This is a genomic window from Candidatus Dependentiae bacterium (assembly GCA_016871815.1).
In the GTDB taxonomy this organism is placed as follows: Bacteria; Babelota; Babeliae; order Babelales.
This window is the reverse complement of record VHBT01000004.1, coordinates 31,564-57,218: the sequence shown is the minus strand read 5'-3', so window position 1 is coordinate 57,218 and position 25,655 is coordinate 31,564. Positions and strand designations below refer to the sequence as shown.

At 38.2% G+C, this 25,655-nt stretch carries 20 protein-coding genes and 3 tRNA genes; 13 read left to right on the top strand and 10 right to left on the bottom strand.

The window, feature by feature from the left end:
* Positions 1-31 precede the first annotated feature (31 nt).
* Positions 32-118: transfer RNA gene (locus FJ366_01645), tRNA-Leu, on the top strand.
* 40 nt (positions 119-158) lie between these two features.
* Positions 159-503 (top strand): HIT domain-containing protein, encoded by a 345-nt coding sequence (locus FJ366_01640; protein ID MBM3894278.1) that lies wholly within the window; start codon positions 159-161, stop codon positions 501-503.
* Between the two features lie 11 nt (positions 504-514).
* Here the strand turns inward: FJ366_01640 and FJ366_01635 are convergent, their stop codons facing one another.
* Positions 515-1,015: a hypothetical protein gene (locus FJ366_01635; GenBank protein ID MBM3894277.1), complete on the bottom strand. Its 501-nt coding sequence runs from the start codon at positions 1,013-1,015 to the stop codon at positions 515-517.
* Between the two features lie 126 nt (positions 1,016-1,141).
* Between FJ366_01635 and FJ366_01630 the strand changes: the two genes are divergently transcribed.
* The 5 genes from FJ366_01630 to FJ366_01610 all read left to right on the top strand — a co-directional run bounded on the left by FJ366_01630 (position 1,142) and on the right by FJ366_01610 (position 7,318).
* Positions 1,142-2,773: a hypothetical protein gene (locus tag FJ366_01630; GenBank protein ID MBM3894276.1), complete on the top strand. Its 1,632-nt coding sequence runs from the start codon at positions 1,142-1,144 to the stop codon at positions 2,771-2,773.
* 35 nt (positions 2,774-2,808) lie between these two features.
* On the top strand, positions 2,809-4,443 hold the full coding sequence (locus FJ366_01625) for a hypothetical protein (GenBank protein MBM3894275.1): 1,635 nt from the start codon (positions 2,809-2,811) through the stop codon (positions 4,441-4,443).
* Positions 4,444-4,675: 232 nt separating this feature from the next.
* On the top strand, positions 4,676-5,560 hold the full coding sequence (locus FJ366_01620; protein ID MBM3894274.1) for a hypothetical protein: 885 nt from the start codon (positions 4,676-4,678) through the stop codon (positions 5,558-5,560).
* Positions 5,561-5,655: 95 nt separating this feature from the next.
* Entirely contained in the window at positions 5,656-6,141 is a 486-nt protein-coding gene (locus FJ366_01615; protein ID MBM3894273.1) for a tryptophan-rich sensory protein, read from the top strand.
* A gap of 130 nt (positions 6,142-6,271) precedes the next feature.
* Complete coding sequence (locus FJ366_01610; GenBank protein ID MBM3894272.1) at positions 6,272-7,318, top strand: hypothetical protein; 1,047 nt, start codon at positions 6,272-6,274, stop codon at positions 7,316-7,318.
* Between the two features lie 93 nt (positions 7,319-7,411).
* Here FJ366_01610 and topA read toward each other — a convergent pair whose 3' ends face one another.
* Positions 7,412-9,787, bottom strand: coding sequence for a type I DNA topoisomerase (gene topA, locus FJ366_01605; protein MBM3894271.1), 2,376 nt, complete (start codon positions 9,785-9,787; stop codon positions 7,412-7,414).
* 243 nt (positions 9,788-10,030) lie between these two features.
* Here topA and FJ366_01600 point away from each other — a divergent pair, with 243 nt between their 5' ends.
* From FJ366_01600 to FJ366_01590, 3 genes are all read left to right on the top strand, one after another.
* Positions 10,031-10,708 carry a hypothetical protein gene (locus FJ366_01600; GenBank protein ID MBM3894270.1) on the top strand — a complete coding sequence of 226 codons (678 nt, stop codon included), beginning with the start codon at positions 10,031-10,033 and terminating at the stop codon, positions 10,706-10,708.
* Positions 10,709-10,845: 137 nt separating this feature from the next.
* Positions 10,846-11,817 (top strand): hypothetical protein, encoded by a 972-nt coding sequence (locus tag FJ366_01595; protein ID MBM3894269.1) that lies wholly within the window; start codon positions 10,846-10,848, stop codon positions 11,815-11,817.
* Positions 11,818-12,083: 266 nt separating this feature from the next.
* Entirely contained in the window at positions 12,084-13,244 is a 1,161-nt protein-coding gene (locus FJ366_01590; GenBank protein MBM3894268.1) for a hypothetical protein, read from the top strand.
* 55 nt (positions 13,245-13,299) lie between these two features.
* On the opposite strand, the gene FJ366_01585 is transcribed toward FJ366_01590, so the two are convergent.
* The 4 genes from FJ366_01585 to FJ366_01570 form a co-directional block, all read right to left on the bottom strand.
* Entirely contained in the window at positions 13,300-13,632 is a 333-nt protein-coding gene (locus FJ366_01585; GenBank protein ID MBM3894267.1) for a TfoX/Sxy family protein, read from the bottom strand.
* Positions 13,625-14,152 (bottom strand): HIT domain-containing protein, encoded by a 528-nt coding sequence (locus tag FJ366_01580; GenBank protein ID MBM3894266.1) that lies wholly within the window; start codon positions 14,150-14,152, stop codon positions 13,625-13,627. The genes FJ366_01585 and FJ366_01580 overlap by 8 nt, the downstream gene beginning before the upstream one ends.
* A complete protein-coding gene (gene aspS, locus FJ366_01575) occupies positions 14,139-15,914 on the bottom strand; it encodes an aspartate--tRNA ligase (GenBank protein MBM3894265.1) in 1,776 nt (591 codons plus the stop codon). Before aspS ends, FJ366_01580 begins: the two co-directional genes overlap by 14 nt.
* A gap of 137 nt (positions 15,915-16,051) precedes the next feature.
* Entirely contained in the window at positions 16,052-17,929 is a 1,878-nt protein-coding gene (locus FJ366_01570; protein MBM3894264.1) for a hypothetical protein, read from the bottom strand.
* 148 nt (positions 17,930-18,077) lie between these two features.
* Between FJ366_01570 and FJ366_01565 the strand changes: the two genes are divergently transcribed.
* Both FJ366_01565 and FJ366_01560 read left to right on the top strand, forming a co-directional pair.
* Positions 18,078-18,725: a hypothetical protein gene (locus FJ366_01565; GenBank protein MBM3894263.1), complete on the top strand. Its 648-nt coding sequence runs from the start codon at positions 18,078-18,080 to the stop codon at positions 18,723-18,725.
* On the top strand, positions 18,707-22,393 hold the full coding sequence (locus tag FJ366_01560) for a mechanosensitive ion channel (protein ID MBM3894262.1): 3,687 nt from the start codon (positions 18,707-18,709) through the stop codon (positions 22,391-22,393). The genes FJ366_01565 and FJ366_01560 overlap by 19 nt, the downstream gene beginning before the upstream one ends.
* Here the strand turns inward: FJ366_01560 and FJ366_01555 are convergent.
* From FJ366_01555 to FJ366_01540, 4 genes are all read right to left on the bottom strand, one after another.
* Complete coding sequence (locus tag FJ366_01555) at positions 22,390-23,085, bottom strand: hypothetical protein (GenBank protein ID MBM3894261.1); 696 nt, start codon at positions 23,083-23,085, stop codon at positions 22,390-22,392. The genes FJ366_01560 and FJ366_01555 overlap by 4 nt on opposite strands.
* A 342-nt stretch (positions 23,086-23,427) precedes the next feature.
* Positions 23,428-23,934: an NUDIX domain-containing protein gene (locus tag FJ366_01550; protein MBM3894260.1), complete on the bottom strand. Its 507-nt coding sequence runs from the start codon at positions 23,932-23,934 to the stop codon at positions 23,428-23,430.
* 36 nt (positions 23,935-23,970) lie between these two features.
* Positions 23,971-24,047 (bottom strand) — tRNA-Glu (locus FJ366_01545).
* 55 nt (positions 24,048-24,102) lie between these two features.
* Positions 24,103-24,178, bottom strand: a tRNA-Lys gene (locus FJ366_01540).
* 139 nt (positions 24,179-24,317) lie between these two features.
* On the opposite strand from FJ366_01540, the gene FJ366_01535 reads away from it, so the two are divergent.
* A complete protein-coding gene (locus tag FJ366_01535) occupies positions 24,318-25,457 on the top strand; it encodes a hypothetical protein (protein MBM3894259.1) in 1,140 nt (379 codons plus the stop codon).
* Positions 25,458-25,655: the final 198 nt, after the last annotated feature.

The window sequence follows — 25,655 nt, the reverse complement described above, 5'->3', positions numbered from 1 at the left end:
ATTCTGGTGTGGTACTCTTTGAAATGTGCTGGCCGAAGTGGCGGAACAGGCAGACGCACGGGACTCAAAATCCCGCGATAGTGATATCGTATCGGTTCGACTCCGATCTTCGGCACCAATTCTTTTTTATTCTCCTCTTTCTTTTTTCTGAGGTTGATATGCAAAAAACTCTTTTTTCAAAAATAATTGATCGTGAAATTCCTGCTCAAATTGTGCATGAAGATTCTGATGTTATTGTCATCAAGGATATTAATCCGGTGGCTCCTATTCATTATTTGATTATTCCCAAAACAGTTGTTAAGGACATGAAGGACCCTGGGTTTGATGCTCGCATGGCAGCGATTATGGTAAAGACGGTTCAATATTTGGCGGCTCAACTTCCAGGGGACCAGGCATTTAATATTATTGCGAATAATGGTGTAGCTGCAGGCCAATCAGTGATGCATTTACATTGGCACTTTATCTCAGGAAGAAATATCCATGAAAATGGATTTTTAAGATAATTGCAGTGCTTTTAGCAAAGCGTAAGTAGCGGCGAATGTAGCAAGCTTTCTCGAAAGCTGCTGAATGCGGTCAGAGCTGGTTTTTGATTCTGAGCCAAGCTTATTTCTTGCTCCAAGATCGAATTGCTTTCTTTTAAAAACTGAACCTGACCCTGTCTTTTTTGAAGTTCTTTGAGAGCTGTTTTTGCGGCTGAATTGTAATGTTTGAGCCGAGCCAGGCTTTTTTGGTTGCGATCAGCAAGTCCGAGCTTTGTGTTTATTATTTCTGTTTCGATGTGGTTTGTTTGAGCTGACAGCCGTTTCATAAAATCGCTGATTACTGGGTCTTCTGAGGGAGATTTGGGCTTGTGTTTTGTGTAGTCTTGGTATTCTTCAAGCAGCGAAAGAAACGTTTGTTCGTGAAAATTTTCTGAACAAAGAGAATCTGCGTTTGATTTATGTGATGATTGATTTGATGCTTCTAAATTAGGAGTAATAAAGATACTTAGAATGAATAAATACAGTACTTTCATCCGGTGTTCCTCGCTTTTTTTGGGTAGCTATTTCATAACATGAAAGATCGCCATCCATTTGCTTACGTAACATTCTTGCGATAAATTCGTGTGTATTGGTTTTACCAAGCTGTAAAAGGATCGTTGATGAACAAAGTTTTTATGTTTTTAGTATCAACCTTCTTTGCTGTTCTTGCAAGTATTGTTTTGCTTTATATCTCGATCTCAAGTGGAATCGGTCCATGGATCTCGCCAGTTATAGTCCTTTCAACTGCAGCCCTTATGCGTCTTTTTGGGATATTTTCTGAAAACGTAGGGCAGAATTTGGCAGGGATTCAAGCGCTTGGGGCCTCGACCGGTTTGATTGCATCAGCGGTTGCGTTTACGTTTCCAGCATATTTTTTTATAGATTCAACGCATTTTACGACTATTCTTCAGGCAAGAACTTTTGTTGGCATTGGGCCAGTCGTCATATTTATTTTTACGTGGGGAATGGTTGGGTTACTCATTGGGCATTTTTTTGCGCAATCACTTTTGAAAGATTCAGCCCTTAAGGTTCCCGTTGCAGAGTTGGTAAAAACAACGATTAGCGCATCTCATGAAAAAGAAGAATTTTCTTTCTTGCTGCGGGGGGGGGTGCTTGGAGCAGCGTTGTGTTTGATAAGAAAACTTGCAAACATTCTTGCAAGTGCGCGAGTTGTACCAAGTATTGTGCAGGGGGGCGCAACTCTATTTTCAGGGCTTATTACGCCAACGATTTGGGCGGTTGGGTTTATCGCAGGCAAGACTATGGCGATTGGCTTGCTTGTAGGGATTTGCCTTAAATATTGCTTGTTTAAGCCGGTGCATTATTTTTATTTTGCTCATCAAGTTCACGCGATTTCTCTTGAGCAATATTTTGTTGCTGTGAGTAGCGGACTGGTTTTGACCGATTTGCTTTTTGGTGGTGGGCAATTTGTTGTAACTGCGATCAAAAAAATTAACAGTTTTTTGAGTTCAGAAAGAGAGCCCGCGGAGAGTGAAAATTTTTTATCGTTTATCAAAAAGATCAGCTGCACGGTTCGGGTCGAGTATTTTTTCCTAGCATCTCTTTTTGCAATAGCGGGTTTGTGGCCATATGGAATTAAAGACCCTTTTCTAATACTTTTTCTGTTTGGAGCAGTGCTTGTTGCGGTATATCAAATGACTTTGATGGCTGGACAAATTGGATTGGTACAGTTTGGGCGATTTGCAACATTTGTGATGTTGCCAGCGTTGGTTTTTTTTAGAGTTTCTGCGTTTCATGCCGTTTTGGTTTCTGCGGCTGTTTCTATTTCTGGAGCGGTTGCTGGCAGCATGCTTTTTCAGTATCGATTAGCAGATGAATTAAAAATGAAGCGATCGACAATGTACTGGATTCATGTTGCTGCGATTTGTTTGGCATCAATTTTTGTGGTTGCAGGATTTTTTATATTGTGTTCGCATTTGCAGCTTGGCTCGGCGGAGTTCTTTGGGTTTCGCGGATATGCTCGAGCTCTTCTCATAAAATCATTCGATTTTGATTTATTAAGCTTAGTTTTTGGCCTCATGGTTGGAATTGTTTTACGGTTTTGTAAAATGTCACCATCGATGGTTCTTGGTGGATTGTTGATGCCAAAAGAGCTTGTTTTTGCATTTTTATTTGGAGCGGGAATTAACCAAGTGCTTGGTAAAGATAAAAAATATATGCCGATCGCATCAGGGGTTTTTGCCGCCGAAGCTATTTGGATTTTTTTGAGTATTTTACATAGTTTTTGTTGAGATAATTTGGGTATTAAGTGATGAAGATAAAAAGAATGGTATTCTTTTTTGCGGTGGCTTGTGCTGCAGCTTGCGTGGTTCAGGTGTACAAAAAAAATGTAAATCCTGAAGGTCTGACGCAGGAATGCGCTGAGGTAGGTATGGGGGGCGGCGCTGAAAAGTCTTGTGAGCCTGAATCAGCTCAAGCGGTAAGTCTTGATATGGAAAAACTTATTCATGCGATTGTTGGAGAGTACCATAAAACCTTTTCTCCCCGTTATTATACTGTTGCAACAATCCACTTTAATGGGGTGCATGATGAACAGACGAGAGTTTGTAATCTTGTAGATAAGGCTGCGGTTGTTTGCGCGGTGAGTGATATAGCTGCTCTAGATGATGTTAGTAGTATTGATTCGAAATATGTACCGCGCTTTTTGAGCGCATTCCCAGAAGGCACTGCAGGATACAAAACTTTTTTTCTTATTATTTCAGAAGGCATACTTAAGGATAGGCGTTTTGTGGCAGCTTTTTCTGCTGTAGTTATGAGTTGTCGGGGTTTGCAATCACTGATTATTGTTCCAGAGAATTATCATAATCCTGTTGCTGAAGAAGTGTTGCTTGATTTGGCCAGTGATAATTTTTGCGATATTTATAGGAATTCTTTTTTTGTTGATCAGTATGCATTTCAAAATGGTTTGCCCGTGTTAATTCGGGATGGATTTAAAGGATTAGCACAACACACGAGAAAGATTTTTAACCTTGATTGTACGAGCGCAGTGTCAGCAGAAGAACGCTTTGCTCAGGCGTATTTCAATAAAGCATTGGCTCGCAGGGTAACTGGTGGATCTCAACAATATATCGCAGTTAAATTAGCAAAAACGTGTAACATGACAGTGTCTTGGAATGAAGTTGGGGAATATGAACAACCGGATTCAGGTTCTCAAAGGCAGCCGTCTTATTGTTGTTATGTAAGCAAAAATGGCAATATTTCGCGGTATAATTTGTATGAAGAACGCCATGCTTATTATGCTTCAGCCCCTGAAAATGAGATAGTTTGTTTTTTGGATTCACATTCCATGACCTTCAAGTTTAATCGAGACACACTATTAACGGGTGACTTTTCAAGTGAGCCTTCGACCTTTGAGGGCTTGGTTGCATTATGCAAAGAAGCTATTGAAAAAAAGCAAATGATCGATGGTGTTAAAAAATTCACAGACGAAGAAGAAAATCTTGCAGTTACCTACACCATGCAGCAGTTGTTTAAAGATTTAAAAGTAAAAGTTGGTCGTGAGTTTGCGGTTGTGCGGTGTGACGATAAAGAAAAAATTGCTGGAATTAAACCGCGTGGAGGCAAGCTAACTATTGTGGTGCTTACAAGTGGCGAATGGCAAACATTGGAAGAAGGACAGAAAATACATCGGTCGAGAGATACGTTAAGAGATTTTGATATTCCTTACTACAAAGACAGAACGTATAAAAATGCGAATCAAAAAATTATTGTTCTTGATCGAGAAGATTATTTGGAATACAACTTTTGGTCTCGCCCAGAAAAATATGCTGAATTTCCTACCTATCATGTTCGTGAGCGCATTTTTACGAAAGATATAAAAAGAGTCCCAAAAACCAAAGAAGCGTTTCTTGATGAGGTTATCAAAAGAGCTCGAAATACTGCTAAATATTTTTCTAAATAACTCTTATCGCCAATATTTTTGCACTGCATGTTGTTTGTCTCATGCCGGGTGATGTAATTTTTATTCAACATTTTATTGTTTTTGATCAATTTGATTCAGTCTGAATCAAATTGTAGAGCGTTTTTTCACAATAAAGGGTTTGTTTTTTAGGTTGTGCTTTGAGGCTTTAAATAACGTTTATTTGTTATATTTTTAGTATATTAGATCTGTTTTTAAGTAACTTGTAACCTCTATGAATAAATATATTTTGATCTTTTTTGTTTTCCTTTCACCTGTTTTTGGCAGCGATATTGTTCACGAGAACGATGTAAGCGAAGAAGCTGTGGTTTCTACTCATGCTGCACAGGGTCCATCAACCTATCTCAGAAAGACATTAGCTAATGGGCTTGAGTTTTATGGAGCATATCAGCTGTCTGGCGAAATTTGTCTTGTTGGGGTAGAGCAAGGAGCAGGTATACCAAACAGGGAGTCTTTTGGTGAGGAAAATACGGTTTTGACCGTAGATTTGTCATCCGAGCAGGACTTACAGGCTATTAATACTTATTTTTATTGGTTTTCAAAGCCATCCATAGCAACTGAAATAAGTGTGAATATTGCTACCGCAAAATCAGATGGTTTGGATAGATTAAAGAAATTGATTTTGCAGGCTTGGCAGGAAAAAAAATCTACTACTTTTTTTATTAAAACAGAATTGCAACTCATTAAAGTGTTTTTGGTCATAGAGCAGCACGAAAATAAATTCTTATCAGCTCGCTTGGTGATGGAATCTGAAAATCCGGAGTGTAATGAAGAAATTAAGTTTGTTTTACTTAGTATTCTTTTTAACCTCGGGCAAAAATCATCTTTAGGTATTGTTGGAATAACAAATCTGTTTATTTGCTTTGCGGGAATAATGATGACAATTGCTGGTAGCGAAGAGATATACAAACGATATTCAACTCAAGAAAGAAATGCATGGGGAAATTATGCGCGACTGTTTGCTTTTTTGGGTTTAAGTATTTTTGTTACACAAAGATTTGGCCGTTTGCTTTGGAAAGATTTTTCTACAGTACTTACTAAAAAGAACGCAGAAATAGCTTTGTTTAACAATTACTCGTTAGCTGATTTTAAAAAATAGCCGTAACTTAATAATCTTTTTATAAAGAATGTTTAATTTTTAGATTCATCGGGTTTACCTTAATTTTGTATTAATTAGAAGTTAAGAGACTTTTTATGATGATTAATTTTAAAAAAGCAGCGCAGCTTTTTGTCTGGATTTTTGTTTTATTAGCAATGAGTTTTGTTCTTGGAAAAATAACCAGGGGTGCTATTCCAGATTGGTACGAGCATATCAATCGATCGCCGTTGACTCCTCCCAATTATACGTTTGGTATTGTCTGGCCGATTTTATACATTTTGATTGCGCTTGGGGGTTGGATGATTTGGGATCTTGGGATTATTTTTGATTTAACCTTGGTAAAAAAATTGTATGTTTTTCAGTTAATTTTGAATTGGTCCTGGTCGCCATTGTTTTTTGCGTATAAATCAATTGGAGCGGCCCTCATTTGTTTGATTGCGCTTGTCTTTACGGTTTGTTTTTTGATTTATGAGCTGTATACAGATGAGCGAACAAAAAATATTTCTTTCTTATTCGCTCCATACGCTTTTTGGCTCTTTTTTGCAATGTACCTGAATTGGTTTATCTGGATGAATAACTGATCTTGAAATTTTTTTGGTCGTTAAATAGCGTTAAAAATGTTTTTTTGCATGATTTTTAAATAAAAAATACTTAAATAACAAATATGCTACACTTTAAATGTAATTTTGATGCAAAAAAGGTATTAATAAAGTGAAAAAAACAGTACTAGCTTTTTTATTGGTGATAGTTGGTGTTGTAACTTGGGTGGCTCATGTGTATCCGTCGAGCTCTCCTCAGGCTTCTGTGCAGGTAGCCCTTGATATTCAAAAACTTATGGATGCAGTAATAACTGAGCTTACCAAGTCTCATCCGGCCGCAAAAATTGCATCAATTTATTTTAATGGGGCGAACGATCCTCAGCAAAAATGGAATTACGAAAGTGGAGTTAATAGATTTGCATATTATGTTTGCGCGTTGAGTGATGTAAGTGCGCTAGACAACTTAGATGATGTTACGAGATATCATGGCGGCTATCATCCGCGCTTTTCTCGTGATTTACCATACAGAGAATGTGGAGCGAGGTTTATTTTTATTATTTCAGAGGGCGTGCTGAGAGATAAGCGCTTTGTTGCGGCTTTAAGGGCTCTTGACTTTGCAAGATGGAATTGTGAGCTTGCTCCATTAATCGTTATTGCAGATGATTACCTAAAGCCAATAGTAGAAGAAGATATAGTTGATTTATTGTCATGCCGTTATTTGAGAGGTGACTATTCAGTTGCTCAATATGCCCTGAAAGATAGTAAGCCGTTGTTGATTAGGGATAGGGTCTCATTATTAGCAGAGCACGAGAGAAAAACTTTTTCTCTTGATTCAGCAGACAATTCATCTTCAGAGCAGCTTTTTGCTCAAGCGTATTTTGATAATAAGTACCCAAATCTTTTGGGGTTTTTTGGATCACGCAAGCATTTCGCCTTAAAGTTGGCTGTGGCGTGTAACATGATTGTGGCCTGGGGAGAATTTCCCGTTAATAATTATGTAAACAGGCAAGGGGTTTGTGTGCAGCTTCAAATAGAAGCGGATTTTCCTCAAGATGAAATTATTTGTTTCTTGGATCCTTATGCGAACATAGAATTTTTATTAAATAAAAACCTAATTTCCACGTCTTCTTTATTCATGAAAAAAACATTTGATGAGTTGGTCGTTCATTGTAAAAAGACTGCCGATGACATTCGATGGAAGTATAACTTAGTATCTTGATAAATTCATTATGCGCTTATGGCTTTTGTAATTAATAATAAAATTGACCAGGTATTAATAGCTGGTCAATTTTGCTTGTGTCGCTAACAATTTTTATTCTTGAGAAACAAATGGGCAACCCAATTTGCAGCACTTTAATCCTGTTCTTGGTCCATAGACCAAGAACGGGGTATTGCATTGCGGGCATGGGGTGTTTCTAATTTCTCCAGAGAACGCAACGGTACATTTTGGATGCGAATTACAGCCCCAAAAGACACCATTTTTCCAGGTTTTTTTGCCAATTGAGTTGCCACAGCTTGGGCATGGATGCTCAAATACTTCTTGTTTAATGTAGGAGCATTTTGGATATCCTGGACAGGCGATAAATGGTCCATATCGTCCAATCCGCGTAACCATTCCGGTACCACATTTTGGACAGTTTTCATCAACTGTTGGCAGAGGTTCTTGTTCGATTAATGTAATTTTGCCTTGTTCGTCACGTTCAAATTTTGAAGTCGTACTGCATTCTGGAAAGCCGGTACATCCCAGGAACTGTTGTCCTTTTCCGAATCTAATCGCCATTTTTTTGCCACATTTTGGGCAATCGATATCGGTTATGACTGTTGTTTTTCCTTTTGGGACTTCGCCTAATTTTTCTAAATCTTCTTTAAGTTTTTGGTAAAAAAGCTTAAGCACCGCATCGCGCTTTGCTTCATTGTTTGCAATTTTATCCAGATCTTCTTCCATCGTTGCGGTAAAGGTAATGTTGAAAATATCGGGAAGGTTTTTTGTGAGAAATCCATTAACTGTTTCGCCAAGTTCTGTTGGTTGAAATCGCTTAGCATTTTTATTGACGTATCCACGCTTTTGAATCGTTGAAAGGGTTGCCATAAAGGTACTTGGGCGACCAATTCCACGTTTTTCGAGCTCTTTAATCATGGTTGCTTCTGTGTAGCGAGCTGGAGGTTGTGTAAAATGCTGTTTCTTAGAAACTTCTTTTTGTTCAAGCGATTGTCCAACTGCTATTGCTTTTGGAATTTTTGTTGTTTGTTCTTCGTCGCCTTCTTCTTCGACTGAGTAGACTTTTAAGCAGCCCTCAAAAACGAGCGTAGAGCCAGTTGCTTTGAGAGTGTACTCTTTGCCGTCGATTAATATTTGTCGTTGAAAATATTTAGCTGGCGCCATCTGGGAGGAGACAAATCGTTGCCAAATCAGTTTGTAGAGTTTTGCAAGGTCTGGTTCGACAAATGCACTTACCTTTTCGGGCGAAATATTTACGCTAATTGGACGAATTGCTTCGTGGGCGTCTTGAGCTCCGCTTTTTGAGTAAATATTAGTTTTTGAGGGATAAAATTCTTTGCCATATTGGCCGACGATATATTTTTTTGCTTCATCAAGTGCCGTGTCGGAAATACGCAGCGAGTCGGTTCGCATGTAGGTAATCAGCGCTTCAGGGCTGTTAGGGTCTGAAAGAGCAACCCCTTCGTACAGTTTTTGAGCAAGCGTCATTGTTTTGTCTACAGAAAAACCAAGCTTATTGTAGGCATCTTGCTGGAGTGTGCTGGTCATAAATGGAGGCAGGGCATTTCGTAGGCGATCTTTTTCCGTGATCGTTGTGATAGAAAAAAGCGTCTCTTGAATACTTTTTACAATTTCAAGCGCATCTTTTTCGGTTTTAATTTTTGCTGCTTTTTGTTTGATTTTAAAGAGTTCAGCGAGCAGTGTTTCTTTGCCAACCGAGAACAAGACATGAACAGACCATGATTCTTCTGGTTTAAAGTTTCGGATCTCTTCTTCGCGATTGCAAATCAGTAAAACAGCTGCAGATTGCACGCGTCCAGCAGAAAGGCCTTTGGTGATTTTTTTCCACAAAAGAGGCGAAACCTCATACCCAACCCAGCGGTCAAGTACGCGACGAGCTTGCTGAGCTTCTACTTTTGCCATATCGATATCGCGTTTATTTTGCACAGCTTCAAGGACGGCAGGTTTTGTGATTTCGTTAAATGAAATTCTATGGATTTTAGCTTTGTTTTTTAAAACTTTTGCGATTTCTTCGCCAATGTGCCACGCAATAATTTCTCCTTCGCGATCCGGATCGGCTGCGAGGAAGATTTCACTGCATTTTACAGCTTGTTTGCAAATATCAGTGATAACTGTTTGTTTTCCGCTGAGGGCGACGTATTCAAGTTCTATCAAACCTGTTTTTTCATCGATTGAAACACCAAGCTTTTTTTCAGGAAGGTCTTTGATGTGGCCAACGGTGGAAACAACTTTAAAGTTGCTATCTAAAAACTTAGAAATGGTTTTTATTTTTCCAGGAGATTCTACAATAATAAGTTTTTGAGAGTTTGAGTCAGATGATTGCGAATCTTTTCCGTTGCCTGCCATAGTGTTTTCCGATTTAAATATAGTTTTAGACTGTAAGCAGGATATCGAGTTTTGAGGGTCTTGACTATATGAAGTGGTAGTCGAATTTCTCTTTTTGACCATACATGATAAAATGACAATGTGTCAAAACTTTTCTGATAATGGCTATTGTGACGAGTTTTTTGAAATTGGATAAAAAATTTTTAGGAGTATGGGTGTATGAATTGGGTGAAGGTTTTTTTTGCACCATGTCTCGAATTGCTTGTTTGGCATGAATTAAAAAATATTTTTTTAATATCTTTCTTGAATGCTCAAAGAGTTATTTGGTCGCTATTCAATCACTTTTGGCTTTTTGGAGCGTTTTTAATGGCGCTTGGAATTGTATTACCACTTGTTTTTATGCCCACATTACAATCGTTGGGCTTTAGTGGCATCTATGATTTTTTGCGAGGATTTGCGCCGGTAAATCTTTCAATGAGCGGAATTTTTTTGTTGTTGCTCGTTAATTTTATAAGTTCATATCTTTTTTCAATTGTTATTGTTCTTTTTGCGCGTCCTACACAAGAAGAAAAAGGTATTTTGTATTTCATACAAATTTTTTCGAAATACTTTTTATTTGTTGTGCTTTTCTTCCCTATTTATTCTTTTTTTATGGCAACTCATCTGTTTTCACCATTTATTGGCGCCTGGACATTTGCGATGCTCTTCTTTTTTGATGCAGAACCAACAGCGGTTGATCTTCGTTTGTCTATCAAAAGGGGCTTACTTTCATATTTACGTTTTTTGCCGATTATTATTATCGTTCAGGGGCTTTTTGAGATTTCTTTTTATTCCCTGGCGGGGCTTACGTCCTTTGTTGTTCAGCTTTTTACAGCATTATTTTCGGAAATGGGCATTTTTACAATGCTTGTAAGTGGAATCATGTATTTACTTCTTGTGGCTTGTCGAATGGGAGTAAGTATTTTGACTGGACTTCTGCCGATCGTAGTTGTAAATACGTTATACATAAAGGCGATTACGCGGTTTAAGGCCTATTTTGAGTAGAGTATTACAGGGTGAAAACCCGATGTGCTCAAAAAGTATTTTTTATAGATATTTTTAACTTAAAAAACTCAAGAATGGGTTGTTTTGCATAAAATGCTAATCTGGATTTAGCTTCTTTTTGGTATTTGGAGATTAGCATGTTTTTTATGCTTGTATTTTTCTTTACTTTGTTTGGCTTTGCTTCTCAAGCCCCATGCGAAATATCTCTTGCAGATGAGGGAGTTTGTTTTGAAGGTCAGGCATTTTCTTATACAAATCTTAGATTAATTTTGCTTTCAAAAGAGCGAGAGTATGCTCGAGGGCTTGTTAGGTTTGGAGCTTCTCCAGAAAATCAAGAGATAAAAGATATGCTGGGAGCACATTCAAGTGATTATTTTATGTTGCAATTGATTTCGCAAGCAAAAGCAACTGAAGCAGAAAAAACGCGTTTGTATGCGTTGTTTTTAATGCAGAAGATGCACTATCTTGAACCTCTTTATGCTCGCAAGCGATTCGAGCCGAATGGAGTAATAAACCTGCGCTCGGAATTGTGGAAGTGTAAAACAGTTGCTGAAATGCAAAAGCGATTAAAAACGATTTACTCGATTTCTCCACGAACGATTTTATCGTGGAAACAATCAAAAGAGGCCCTTAAGGGATTGAGACTGTTAATTTTGATAGGAAAAGAGGCTTGTCCTGCGCTGGTGACTATTCTACCTCTCTGTGTAATAATTTCTTTTTTTATACACGACGTAGGATTTCAATTTATTTCTAATCTTAAAATTAGCTTAATAACGGCTCTTGGATGCAGTGTGTTAAATAATTTTCAAGATCTTAGCGCTTTTTGTGTAGGGTCTGCATCTAAAAAATTTTATTATGGAAGCCATGAAATAAGAGTTTTTGAGTTTATCGAACAAGAATTGCAGATCGCTATCGAAAGATACGAAAAACAATTACCAGAAAAAATGGTTGCGCAAGTTAAGGAAACGTTAGGAGAACTTTCTGAAATTTTTTATTTAAAATCTTTTAATCAATATTCTCAAAAAGATCTAGAGCTTTTCCATGATAAATTAATTGATTTGCAAGACTATCTTTCAGATTTGGCGGAATATGTTGAGCCTGAAAATTAAAGCAACAGACCAAAAATGGTATTGAAAATTGTTTAGTATATAGTTGCTTATCTTAAGGCAGCAAATGATCAAAATAAAAAGACTAAGCTTCGGTAGTTTTTGTTTTGATACCAACGGTTTGCTTGCACTTCTTGTAAAGATTTTTTTTGTTTAGTTCACCTTCAGCCTTGTTTTGTGAGATGATTCTGGGGAGCTTGTTATTTTGTTCTGTTGTTTGAACAACGAGAGTGTAAGATTAAGAATCTCTACAGGGGGGAGAAGAAATTATGTCAAAAAAATTGATAATCTTGTTAATGGCGTTGAGCGCATTACATTTTCCACAAAATGTTTTTTCTGACTCGCAAGTGATGGCAGTAGAATCAGAAGAGCTTGATGAAGTTTCTCAAGGACAAGAAGAGGTTTTGCTTCCTGAACCTGATTCTGAACATTTTGTAACACATGAAATTCCAAACCTTAAAATTGAAAATGGCCCGGGAGTAGAGGTTCTTCCTGGTCCTGGTTGCTGCGAAGAAAATATCCAGGCGCTTGCTCATACAACCGTTTTAGCGCTTCATCAGACGTTACAAGAACTTGGAAATCTTACAGATCAACAGGGGAAAGAAGAAGTTGCCCAGGCTCAGGAAAGCATCGCAGTTGCACAAGAAGAAGTTGGTGAGGCTATTCAAGCAAGCAGTGAGGCTCTTGGGGAAATCGGAGAGGCTGTTGTTGCGGTCGGCGATATGCTTGTAGAAACAGGCGAAGCGGTAGTTTCGGCGATTGCTGGAATCCCAACTAACGTTGAAGTTTTCTTGAACTTTTTGATTGAAAAATACGGCCTGTTTGTTGAATATCTTTCAAATGGTTGGAAGCTGATGTTGTATGATTCTGTTGAAGGGGCAACACGGCAGTTTGTGGAGCTTGCGGTAACCAGATCTGGAGCAGTTGATTTATCGGCATTTAATGCTCTTGATGAAACAGCACATAAATGTTTGCACCGCATGGATGTAATTCAAGCGGAATTGTTAGAAGCAGCAGGTGCGCAATCAGAAGCATTAAGAAGTACTGTTGAGTGTTACCTTGGTCAATATCGTGATTGGTTTACTGGAAAATCTGAAGCGTTAATTGATTCTCAATCAACAGCAAACATGCTCAATTCGTTGGGAGTTAGAGGTGTTGATGTTTCAGAGTTTTCATTGAAAAATCTTGAAAAATTCAGTGAGCTTGGCGGAGTTGCGCGTCATCAAAATTTATACTTTAGCATTCGCCCACTAGATCTTGTTGTTGATGAACCTGTAAGATCGCTTGATGAAGAAGCTGTTGCAGAAGTTAGGGCTGTTTTAGATTCAGAAGCGACTGTTTCAGCAATGACAAATGAATTAGTAGAAGAAGCTGTAAGTCGAGATATTGCTGATGTTGCGGTAAGATCATGCGAAGAAGATCAAGAATAATTTTTTAGATATTTACAATAAAAAGAGCGCGGTTGTAAAAACCGCGCTCTTTTTATTAAGAAGTTGATTGTTTGATTGATTTTGTCGCCCACAGGGTCAGGATTTCTTTGTTCGTTAATACAGCTTCTGGCACTTTGAAGTAGCACATGGTGTATGGTTTGTTATTTTTTAGATAGGTAAAGGGCTGTGATCCAGCATTTAGATATTCTTTTGCAAGCTCGTCTTTTGCTTTGAAATATATTTCATCCTTAGCGATGATCCCAAAAATTTTTTTGTGGTAATAAATACCATATCCCCCGAACATTGCCCGAGCAGAAATCCCTTGTATGTCTGAAAGCAGGTCTTCGATCAGATGTTGTACGAATTCTGAGTGCATAACTTTACTCAAGCGCTTTTTTCAGGTTTATATAAAATTCTTGCAGGTTGATGTTTATCACCGTTGTTTCTGCAATAAGTTCTAAGAAACTTATATCTGTTTTCCAGCGAGGGATAATATGTTGATGAAGGTGATCTGGAATACTTGCTCCAGCGCCGATGTTAAGTCCAATATTAAATCCTGTCGGATTCAGCATTTTTCTTAACGCGATTGTTGTTTGGGTTGAGACAGTCATGATTTCGGCGAGAACCTCTGGCTCAAAATCACTTAATCGGGCGCCATGTTTAAATGGTATTACGAGTAAGTGACCAGCTGCGTAAGGAAAACGATTGAGCATTAAGATGCAGTGTTTGTAGCGTTTTACCACAAATTGTTCTTCATCTTTATTTTGTGTTGGGATAGTGCAAAAAATACAATCACTACTTTCTGTTCTATCTTTTCTAGTAACCCAGGCTTCACGCCATGGAGCGTATAAAATGCTCACTTCGTTTTCCTTGCAATTGTTTGTAGAGATATTTCTATTGTTTGACAGGAAGTGTTTTGATGTACAGTTCTTTGAGTTGTTTTTCTTCTAGAGTTGTTGGAGAATCCATCATCAAGCATCGCATGCTTTGTGTTTTTGGGAATGCGATAACGTCTCTGATAGAATCTGTTCCTGCAAACATCATGGTCAATCGATCAACACCAAGGGCAATCCCTCCGTGTGGAGGAAATCCAAGTTCTTGTGCTTTGAGTAAGAAACCAAAATTATTTTTAGCTCTTTCTTCTGAAATTCCAAGAAGACTAAACATTTTTGACTGCATCTCTGGGGTGTGAATACGAATTGAACCGCCACCAAGCTCTTCTCCGTTGCAGACTAAGTCGTATGCTCGCGCAAGAATTGATCCTGGATTATTAAAATCGGCGTTTTTTTGCGGAGAAGTGAATGGGTGGTGTCGTGCGTTCCAGCGTTTTTCGTCTTCATCCCATTCAAGGAGTGGAAAATCAGTAACCCAGAAGATGGCGTCATTTTTTGTATCGATAAGCTTAAAGTGTTTGCCCAATTCTACGCGTAATTTGCCAAGGGTGTTCCAGCTTGGTTCATAATTACCCGCAACGATGAAAAGAACGTCTTTTGTGGTAAGTCCTGGGATAAGTTTTGCTGCTTGATCAAAAAAATCAGGAGCAAGAAATTTTGCAACTGGCGATTGACTGGTCTTGTTTTCGTCAAATTTTACGTAGAGCAATCCCTTTCCGCCAAGTTCTTTAGTTGTTTTTGTGACCCAGTATTCAAGGTCAGAGCGAGAAAGGTCTTGGTTTTTAAGGCAGAGAGCGCCAACGTGACCACCTTGGGCAAGAGCCGTTTTAATAAAGCTGAGTTCAGTTGAGGCAAAAAGAGGGGAAATATTGTATACAAATGTATCAAATCTCATGTCTGGCTTATCTGAGCCATATTTTGCAAAAACCTCATCAAATGAATAGCGAGTAAGTGGAGTTGGAAGGGTTTTCCCAAAAAATTTCTTCCAAAGTTTAGCCATTAATCCTTCAAGAAGTGAAAAGATTTTTTCTTCTGTTGCGTATGCAAGTTCAATATCAAGCTGGGTAAATTCGGGCTGTCTGTTTGCTCTAAGGTCTTCATCTCGGTAGCAGCGGGCAATCTGGAAGTATTTATCCATTCCTGATGCGATAAGCAGTTGTTTATAAATTTGAGGGGACTGTGGAAGGGCAAAGAATTGTCCTGGGTTTGTTCTTGCGGGAACAATGAAATCGCGAGCCCCTTCAGGGGTGCTTTTTGAGAGTGTTGGGGTTTCGATTTCACAAAAGCCGTTTTCGTCCATGTAGGAACGAATTGCAAAAATAAGTTCATGACGTAGGCGAATGTTTTTTTGCATCGAATCTTTACGTAGATCAAGGTATCTGTAGATAAGTCTGAGTTCTTCGGCGGTGTTTTGATCATCGATCTGAAATGGCAATGGTGCGCAGCGATTTAAAATTACTAATGTATCGACCAAAATTTCAATTTCGCCGGTTGGAATGTTCTTGTTGATTGCATTTTCGGCACGTTTATTTACTGTCCCGCAGACCCCAAGTACAAATTCGGCTCTGAGCTGATCGCCAAGCTCTAATAAGTCTTTTCTTGAGGGATCAAGGACGAGTTGAATGATTCCTGTATGGTCACGAAGGTCAATAAAGATAACGCCTCCGTGATTTCTAACGGTTGCGGCCCAACCCAAAAGTGTTTGCTGAGATCCAGCGTCTTTTAAAGAAAGCTTTCCACAAAGGGATGAGCGTTCTAATTTTTCTAGCGATGTCATAAAAATACCTTTTAAAAAGGAAAAAACTGAAAAAAGGAAGATCTTTGTAAGTAAAGAACAAAATAGTCTTTTAGGCAATACGGGGCTTGCATGGTTTCATGCAAGCCCCGTATTGTGTATTAACCCAAGAGAAGTTTTTAGAAGCGATAGTCAAGGCTAAAGTTTGCAGCAAATGCTGTATTTGTCCCGACGCGAACATTGTCGGCTGGAAGGTTCATGGTGTCTGCAGCATCTAACTGAGAGTAGTAATCACCAGCAATAGGCATGCCTTTAATGTCGTAGTAATACGAGCCAGGAAGGAAAACAGCAGTTTTTAAGGAAGCGGTTAAGTTTTTCATGATTTCCATCGATGCCATCAAGTTAAACTCTGTTCCCTTGTAGCGACGTGCAAATTCAGTTGAAGAAATTGTTTGTGTTGCAGAGTCATATTTATACGCAGCAAGTTCTTTCCAGAACATCAAGGCGTTTGAGCTTACAGAGAGTTTTTTGTTTGCATACGATTTTGGCTTCCAAGTTGCTCCGTATCCATTAAAGACAATGTCGGTAAGAGATGTGTCGTTAAGAACGGTATCGCCTTGAGAAACAGAAAGCGGTCGCTTGATAGTTCTTGTGTCAAACATGAAGGCAGAGGTTACATATTTACCGACGTACCATTCGTTTAGAGCAACAAAACCGCGATATGTTTTATCGGATTCAACGGCGTGAGGGTTTGCTCCTCCAGAGAAGTATCCAAATGCGCTTGCCATGGTAAGGTCGATTGGTTCATGTTTGTAGTACCAGTCAACAACGCCCATCCAGCCATCAAAGGTGTTGGTGTATTCTGGACGCATTCTGTTTGCAGCAGATCGGAAGGTTTTTGAGTTGCCATTAACAGTAACAGCAAAGTTGGTTCCATCTTGGTGACGATTTGTTTTTAATTCTGTTGCAAGTTCTTCATACGCTTCTGCGGCAACCCACTCGCCACCAACAGATTCTTGAATGTGAGAATGTTTATAAGTTCCTTTTGAACCAACTGGTTTAACAATATTGCGATCGATTTTATATAGTTTTTCCTTGCCAAAGTTTTTAGCAAACTCACAGTCGATTCCCCATTGACCGGAATGGCTTGAAACTTGAATGTTTAAACCACTGGTTTTAAGATGCGATTCGCTGTCTTGTTGAAGGTCAATAGTTTGTGCAAGCGCTCTGTTGTAGGCAATGTAAGGTTCAAATTCAACTTTTATATTTTCGCTATCAATTGGAATGATATTAAACGAAAGGGCATATACATGATTGTAGTTATCGGCACCCGACCATGGAGCTTGTTCATACCCAACTTGATTTGTTCGAATGGTATTTAAGTTGTCACGAAGTGATGTGCTTTTGTTTTCTAAGCATCCGACGTATGCCTTATATGTTAAGCTACTTGATGGAACTGTTCCGGAGAGCAAAATACCAGGCGCAGAAAAATCATTTCCTTTTGAGTAAACAGCAAGAAAGTCTTTTGATGATCCGTATTCAGAGCCCATTGCGATTCCGCGACCAAGAGAGTGTCCAAACATACCCATTTTTACAAAATGCAGGGCGTCATTTTGCATGCCAAAAAGTGCATTAAGACTTGTTTTAAGCCAATATTCTTTGATCCAATTAATTGGTTTTGTGGAGTTGAGTGTTGTGTCGCTTCCAAGGTATGCGCTTCCAACTTTTAAACCTGGGAAGCTTGAAATATCTGTTCTGCCAGCCGTGCCCCAGATGCTTTTGTGTCGAAGGTTGATAAACGCTTCAAGCGCATTGTGTCCAAATTCTTTTTTTCCAGAAGTCATGTGGTGCTTAAGTTCGATAGTAACTTTGGTATATTTATATTTATCTGGTAGTGATGCATTTAAAAATGCTGGATTTTCTTGTGCAATAAATTCGTGTTTAATTATTCCTGATTGCTTATGGGTAAAATCTTTTTTAGGCTTAAGATTTTCGTTTGCGGCTATGTGAAAACACATCGCAGCAAGTGGGAATAACATTGTTTTTTTTATGTTCATTGTTTTCTTTCCTTTTGTTCTTTGAAAAAATGATACGCATCTTTTTTGACTTCCTCTAATTTTGAATAGAAGTGTAACCGTTTTTTTTTGTTTATGAAGTCTAAAAGTAAGTTCAGAGTTTAAGAAAAAATATCGAGGTTGTTTTTTTGTGATTTGTATTGTCCTTAAGATACTTAAAAAAGGTTCCTTGGCTGTTTTTTTATCACAAGAGCAAGGAAAGATTATTGCTCACTATAAAATATCAAGAACACATGCAGATCTTTTTGCTGGAGCGCTAGTTTTAGTTGAAGTTGTTGATTCTGTTTCGTCAAAATATCCTTTTTTTAATTCAGTTGAAATTGTGAGCTCTCCCACGATTACGGGAATTAGATCCTATTATTTTTTGAGTTTTTTTTTAGATTTGGTTTATTTATTTTTGCCTCAAGGCCAACCAGACGAAGAAGTATTTGAATGCATGTTAACGATGGTTCGTTCTGACGTGGTTTTACTTTGCGAAAAATATTCTTTTATTGGTGCGTTTTATTCTTTAACAATTTTACGCTTGCTGGGATTTTTTCTTCCTGAATCATTGTATACTTTCTCATGCAGTTTTGAGCTGGATTTAAAAAAAGGCTTGTTTCGCAGTGCGTTTGAAGATGCTGCCTTGCGTCATGAATTAGAGGTAAAGTATGATGCATCAAGTACGCAAATATTTCTTTGGATTTTGCAGGAGTTAAAAGTTCATCCGCAGTCAAAGAAAATAGAAAAATTGTTAGTAATGATGCGTAGTGAAAAAATATGGGGATCGGTGAAGTGAGGAATCTTAATAGTTTTAGGGCGGGCAAATTTATTTTGCTTTTGCTTATTATCTTTACGCAAGACCTCTTATTTTCGCAGGGAAGTTTTGATCGAGATGATTTAAGTAAAAACCATTCCGGGTCATGGTTGGAGTCAATGACAGGAAATCTTTTTGGTCTTAAGACTTTAGCAGAAAGTACTCGTGCGGTTGAGCAAGTTTTTAATCGTGATGAAACTGTTTTGCGAGTTCAAAAAATTGAAGCATTAGAGCAAAAATTGAAAAAATTGCGCGAAGAAAAATTAAAAGCATTAAAAATGTTTGATTTACGGCGGCTTTCAATTATTGGTTTTGCTTCAAAATTACGACGAGGTGAAGTGAGCGAAGAAATTGCTCGGTTGGGAGAAGACACTCAAAAAAAAATTTTGGCTTTGAATGATGAGCAAGAACAAGTTATAAATGGGATTTTGCGTGTTTGGGCAACAATTCTAGGTGTTGTGGAAGAAAACATAGAAACGTTTCAAGCGCAATCAGATGTGGTTGTGCGCAAAGGAGAGGATCTGTCGAAAAAAATTCCTTATTCGATAGAAGATTGGACTTTTGTTGAAATGGAAATTGAAGAAGTTGATGATCAAATAAAAAAAGAAATGGACTCAAGAAACATTGTTCTTCCTGAGCGGACGTCGCTTTTTGATCAATTAGATTTTTTAAAAAAAGAGTTTGCGACAAAAAAGCGAGAATTGGAACAGCCTATTCGTCGCGGTGAAATTAGTTCTTATGAAGAGCAGGAAGAGTCAAATAAGCGATCTGTGTTACAAAAAGAGCGGGACCTTTTAGCTGATAAGATTTCTCTGACTGAAGTAAAAATAAAAAAAATAGATTTAGATCTTTCTGCTGTAGATGATGGAATAGCTCTTTTGCGCGCTCGAAATCAAAAGCTTTTGGCGCTTGTTGCAAAGATCAAGAACAATTTAATTATAGAGAGTTTTGACCTCAATCGATTAAAAGCAAAAAAAGAAGAACAGGAAGCTTTTCTTGGTGTTGAGCGTGATAGAATTCGAGCAATTTTAAATGAAAAAACATTTGAAAAAGAGCGCATACGAGAACGCTATGAGCAGGTTAAAACAAACTTAGCAACCTTAAGGGCTGCCGGAAAAGAAAATACTCCAGAAGGATTGCTTTATCAGGCCAAAGAATCGCTTGATAAAAACATTATTAAAGCGCTTACGGGACAGATTTCTTTATTGTCCGCCGATGATGATCTTGCTCATGCACTTGCTATGGAAAAAGGATTTAGTTATACCAAGGTTAATATCAGGTATTTATTGTTAACAGAGGGTGAAATCTCTCGAAGCTTGATTGAAGAAATTAACACCATTCGCAGGAAGCTTGAGTATGATATAAAAACATATGAAGCGCGTAAAAATGATGCACTCGCTTCGCATCACATGCAAGAAGAGCAGGATCGTTTAAAGAAACGCTTAATAGAGGTTTCAAAAACAGATCTTGGCGATAAGGGCAAAGAAATTATCGCGAGTCTGAATGATGCAAGAGAGTCAGTTCGGCATCAAAGTGCTAATGCCTTAAAAATTAGTTCTCGGGCGAGTGAGTTATTAAAAATTTATCAACGAGTTTTGCGTCAATGTATTGGAACTATCAATGACCTAGAGGCTCGTCGTGTAAATGTAAATATTTGGCGTCGATCTTCTCGTGGCATTTCAATGGTGATGATGCTGCGGGCAACTGAAGAGTTGCAGCATTTTTCAAAAATGGTTTTTTGGAAAATTTATGACTTTTTTGATTTCTTTTCATTCTTGAGATTGATCTCATGGGCATTGCTTGTGGGCTTATTTCTTTCCTTTATTGTGTACTGGTCGGGCTTTATTATCGCAGGACATGTTTTACAATTTCTTCGCAGGCGTCTTCAGCTTTTTGTTTCATATCAAAATGGAACGTTTATTTTTTGGTATTTAAACGTATTACTTCTTTTCTTTGATGCAGCTCTGCGGCAAATTCAAGCTGTGTATATGCTTCTTTTTTTATATATCCATTTTAAATTTAAGCTTACGTACTGGGGGCTTTTGAGTTTCTTTGCAGGCCCTGTTGGATTTAGTGGGTTCTTTTTATGCTCTGCGCCGGTGTGGGTTTATTTAGCAAATGATTTTCTTTCCGAATTACGATTGCTTAATGCGCGCTTAAGTTACTTCTTTTTCGGAGAACGCAATCAAAAGAGAACAACATTATTGCTTGATGTTTTATTTTACTCAACGGCAATTACTCTCCCCTTGCGCAGTGCGTTGTTAATGTTTAGTTCAAAGTATGAATTTCTTCCAAATGTTTTATTCGCGATTTATTCATTGCTTGTGATTGTTGCCTTAGCATTATTTTTTGAAAAAGATGATTTTACTGGATTATTTTTTGGGCGAAGTGATTTTTGGTTGCGTGCGCGGGAGTCTGTTGATCGTTATTTTTATCCGCTCTTTTTCTTTTTCGTACTTCTCTGTTTGCTTGCAAATCCGTATGTTGGATACTCTCAGCTTGCTTGGTATTTGGCGTTTTTCGTTCCTGTTTCTGTAGGGGTTGTATTTTGCGCCTTATTTTTGTATGGGGTTTTGCGAGAGCGGGTTGTGTGGGTATTTATTGAGCAGCGAGACGATGAGCTTGTTTCTCGGTTTGAAAATGCAAAAGTCTACTACGGCTTTTTTGTTACGGTTAGTTTTTTTGCGCTCTGCTTTTTTATGGTTGCGGTTTTGTCTCAGATTTGGGGATTGCAGTACAATTTTGCGCGCCTATGGACAGCAGTTTGTGATGAGTGGGTTTTTTCTCACGATGGAATAAAAATTGGAATTATAGAGATTCTGACTGTATATCTTTTTGTTGTATGTGGATATTTGGTCATGACTCTTTTAGATCGTTTTATCCTGAGTAAGGTCTATGAGGTTTTTGGTGCAGAGCCAGGGGCACAAAATACGTTTTCGCGGATATTTAGAATCATTTTTTTATTGCTTTCTTTCATGCTTGGCCTTTCATACGTCAAGTTAGCGGCGATGGTGCTTCCTGTTTTGATTTCGATTTGTGTTGGTGCTGCTTTGGCATCAAGAGATTTTGTTGCAGATTTTGTTGCAGGCTTGTTGATTTTGTTGGAGCGTCAAATTGAAATTGGGCATTACATAAGTATCGAAAATACGCGAGGGCTGGTACATAAAATTTCTGCACGCTCAACGATTATTAGAACAGCACAAAATTATTTTGTTGTTATCCCCAATCGTCATTTAATTTCGCATTCATTATTTAATTGGGGTGGAGGCAAAATTTCTGTTGGCTTTGAATTTACCGTGACTGTTGGGTACGAGAACGATCCTGACCTTGTTATGACTCTGATTCGTAAAGTTTTAAATGCACATGCACTGGTTTTGCGTGTGCCGCCTGCGGTTATTCGCTTGGATAATTTTGCGCCATCGGCAGCAGATTATTTTGTCAGGGGCTTTGTCAGTATTCGTAAGGTTCGTGAGCAATGGGATGTTGCGAGTGATATTCGTGTGGCATTGTATAAATTATTCAGGGAAAAGGGAGTTGTGTTCCCATTCCCTAAAATGATTTTGTATCAAAATCAAAACAAGCCCGACGATGCCGAAGCGTTTTTTAAATTTAATTTTGACCCAACTGCCGATGCTCACGTAGAGGATTAATTTGAAGAGTAATTATTCTTGCGGCCAAATTTGATTGGGGTCATCGGATACATGCTAAAAATATTACAAAGGCTCAGCGTTTCCATTCTAACGTCATAACATCTTTCTTGGAGTTCTGGGCTTAGTTTTTGAATTGTCGAGAAAGGAATAAAATTCTTTTTAAACAAAAAGAATGTTTTTGCGGCAAAACAAATAATCCGCAGAAGGTTGACTGAAATTATCACAGTTTCATTGTCAATAATAAAGGGAATGCACGGAACTTTGATATTAATTAAGGGATTAATTGGTTCTGCAAACCAGCTCATTGCACTTGAAATCAAAAAACCAGTTGAAGGGAGAATGAGGTTGTTAGGGTCTTGAGTAATTGCGCCGGTTGAATGTTCTGATTCAATACTAAGTTCTGTGCATTCATTTTCGATGTCGTTTATGAGGGTTTGTATTTTGTTTGCGAGGTAGAGAAATTTTAAGCCATTTAACGCATTAATCCATTTATTACTTTTGTGGGTGATGTTTAGGCTCAGTAAAAAATCTTTTGGAATGTTTAAAAGTGTATTTTTTGAAAGTCCATCATTTAAAAGGCGAATAAAAATTGAACTTGATAAAAATGAATAGAAAGCGGTAAGGGATTTGCCCTGGTTTGGTGATAGCTTATCACGAAAGGACTTGTCTTCTTGAAATACAAAAAGAGGCAAAAAACCAGTGAGCCCAAATTCTTTTCTTTCTGGTTTACTATGGCTTAAAAACGATAGAATAATAAAGTACGAGTCTGGAGACTCTGTTTTTTGATTTTAAAGTATTCTGCAGCTCCTGGACTTGCTGGAGTGATAAAAGAAAGCGCAATTGCGCTGAAAATAATTTTTTTAAACATATATTACCTTTAATGGTACTAAAATTGATGGTACTAAAATTGATAGGGTTTAACAAAAAATATTTTTACGTAGATAAAAGGCCTTAAAATCTGAAAAAATTAAAAACACTTGTTTCAGAGTGAAACGTTTTTTGGTTTAGCATGTAATTGATGAAGGCAAAAAGGGCTATTTTTCCCAGCCGAATTCGGAGTAAGAAACGTTTTTTTCCCAATTTTCTATAGCTTGCCGATTTCTTGGGATAAGGTTTGCAGGAAGGTTTTCAAGATTAAACCATTCTAATTTGATATGAGAATCTCTTTTTTTGTTGTATGGCTCTGTGTCCCAGGCTTCTACTAAAAAATAAAAACCGATTGTTTTTTGATTGTTTTCAAAAGAATGCATAGTGTGAACAAGAGTCATCATTTCCGGGCTTGCAGTTACGCCAGTTTCTTCCAGGATGATTCGGATAATACCATCTTTGATGGTTTCATTTTGGTTGATAAGTCCGCCAATTAGGCCATATTTATTTGGATTTTGTACATTCGGGCCTCGAAGCACGGTAAGGATTTTACCATCTTTTACAAGAAGAGCTCCGGCACCTATCCGAGGGGCTTTTACGATAGATTTTTTATAGATGAACAGGCTGGTCAAAATAAATAGGCTTAAAATAAGAAAAAGAATTGAAATATTCATATATCACCAATATTAAAAATGATACCTGAACAAATATGGCGTCCCCAAGGGGATTCGAACCCCTGTTACAAGAATGAAAATCTTGTGTCCTGGACCGACTAGACGATGGGGACCTAAAATTTGCTTAAAAACAATCTTTTGAACTTGGTAGAACACTTTTTTTAAAAGTGGTGAGCCGCGTTGGATTCGAACCAACGACCCACAGCTTAAAAGGCTGTTGCTCTACCGACTGAGCTAGCGGCTCATGCATGCTCAAAGATGCATCATAGGGATAATCCTACTCTGACGGGCATTTCGTGTCAAGATGCAAAGAAAAACTATTTGCTTTTTTTGCAAAAAATTATGATTGTGGTGTGGCGAAAAAATATCGCAGGGGTTTTTCTATGAAAAAATTAGTTATTTTCGGTTTTGTTATGGTAAGCGCCCTTCTTCAGGGTGTGTTTGTTACAGAGCAAGATTTTTATGATTTACGCTCAGAACTTTTGCGACAGGCTCCCAAGGAAGGTGAGCGGGTTGGCGTTGCACGAAGAGGTTTTGTGGCAGGAGGTGCGGGCGAGGGAGAGGTTTTATCTGGAGTCGTTTATAAAAAAAAATTAACACCGCGGCTTTTGCTCAAAAATTTAATTTTTCTTAATTATATTGGCGCAAATTGGCATGACCTAGAAACTGACGCAAATCTCGTTTTGGGTAAAAAAACAGCGAGCGGGGCTGTTTTTGCAGCGAATTGTCAGGATCGCAAAAAAGTTTTAAAAATAAGTTATTTTTTGTTTCTTGATCTGAATTACCTTCTTTCAAGTTGCTTGAGCGAATTGCAAAGCGATAGTACAAGAATTGCTTCTCGCGGTATTAATCATGATCTTTTTTTTACTCTTAAACAATTTAAAGATCTGGATTCGCTCGGATTTGAAGACGAGGTAGCTGCAAGCCTATCGTCTACCATTAATGATTTGGTTGAAGCAGAAAGTGTTGAAGCGTTTAGAGCTTTTTGGCAGGTGCAAATTGTTGGGCTATATCAACGGGCCTTGGTTCAGCTTATTCATCGGTATAAAATTCGAGAGTTTGAGCTTCATGAGGCTGCGTTACTTTCTTTGGTGGATGAACCTGTTGCGGTGGCGGAAATTTTTGGAATAACTCGTTATTCCTGGGGAGTGGGTATAGAGGCCAGGGCCTTAGATTTTGATAGACGAATGAGACAATTATGTTTTTTGCATTCTGAGTTGAAAACAACGATAGATAGACACCTTGCTTCTTCTGCGATGAGGGCTGCTGATGTTGCGCACTTGCAACAAGAGATGAAAGAGTTGGAACAATTGATAGTAGGTTTGAGACAGAGCGTTGTTGATTGTGATAAAAAAACAAAAACAATTGTGCGATTCAGGAGTTATCATGAAGGGTTTGAGCCTGAAGGGGCGCATGATTCGTCACGAGCAGCTGTTGGTCGCTATGATTTTGTATTGGATGCATTCTTGAAATCTGCTGGTATCACCCCAGAGTGGAGGGGGCGTCGCTTGCACCATGAGTAACACACTCCTGTTTGAAAATTTATTCTTGTTTGTTTCGATTTATCAAAGACACTTTTTTTGGTAACAAAACGGGATCCAAGTAATGAGTTTTTTTAGCTTGATTGTCTTGGCGGTCGTCGCTAGACTACCCCTCAGTATTTCTGGAGCTGGGGCTACGTGCCTCCACATATCGTATAAAAAAATCAGTATCTTACTGGC

Bases quoted from the DNA above. Each gene is read 5' to 3' on its own strand.
- FJ366_01640 (MBM3894278.1), top strand. From the start codon at position 159: ATGCAAAAAACTCTTTTTTCAAAAATAATTGATCGTGAAATTCCTGCT.
- FJ366_01635 (MBM3894277.1), bottom strand. From the start codon at position 1,015: ATGAAAGTACTGTATTTATTCATTCTAAGTATCTTTATTACTCCTAAT.
- FJ366_01630 (MBM3894276.1), top strand. From the start codon at position 1,142: ATGAACAAAGTTTTTATGTTTTTAGTATCAACCTTCTTTGCTGTTCTT.
- FJ366_01625 (MBM3894275.1), top strand. From the start codon at position 2,809: ATGGTATTCTTTTTTGCGGTGGCTTGTGCTGCAGCTTGCGTGGTTCAG.
- FJ366_01620 (MBM3894274.1), top strand. From the start codon at position 4,676: ATGAATAAATATATTTTGATCTTTTTTGTTTTCCTTTCACCTGTTTTT.
- FJ366_01615 (MBM3894273.1), top strand. From the start codon at position 5,656: ATGATGATTAATTTTAAAAAAGCAGCGCAGCTTTTTGTCTGGATTTTT.
- topA (MBM3894271.1), bottom strand. From the start codon at position 9,787: ATGGTCAAAAAGAGAAATTCGACTACCACTTCATATAGTCAAGACCCT.
- FJ366_01600 (MBM3894270.1), top strand. From the start codon at position 10,031: ATGGCGCTTGGAATTGTATTACCACTTGTTTTTATGCCCACATTACAA.
- FJ366_01595 (MBM3894269.1), top strand. From the start codon at position 10,846: ATGTTTTTTATGCTTGTATTTTTCTTTACTTTGTTTGGCTTTGCTTCT.
- FJ366_01590 (MBM3894268.1), top strand. From the start codon at position 12,084: ATGTCAAAAAAATTGATAATCTTGTTAATGGCGTTGAGCGCATTACAT.
- aspS (MBM3894265.1), bottom strand. From the start codon at position 15,914: ATGACATCGCTAGAAAAATTAGAACGCTCATCCCTTTGTGGAAAGCTT.
- FJ366_01570 (MBM3894264.1), bottom strand. From the start codon at position 17,929: ATGAACATAAAAAAAACAATGTTATTCCCACTTGCTGCGATGTGTTTT.
- FJ366_01560 (MBM3894262.1), top strand. From the start codon at position 18,707: ATGGGGATCGGTGAAGTGAGGAATCTTAATAGTTTTAGGGCGGGCAAA.
- FJ366_01550 (MBM3894260.1), bottom strand. From the start codon at position 23,934: ATGAATATTTCAATTCTTTTTCTTATTTTAAGCCTATTTATTTTGACC.
- FJ366_01535 (MBM3894259.1), top strand. From the start codon at position 24,318: ATGAAAAAATTAGTTATTTTCGGTTTTGTTATGGTAAGCGCCCTTCTT.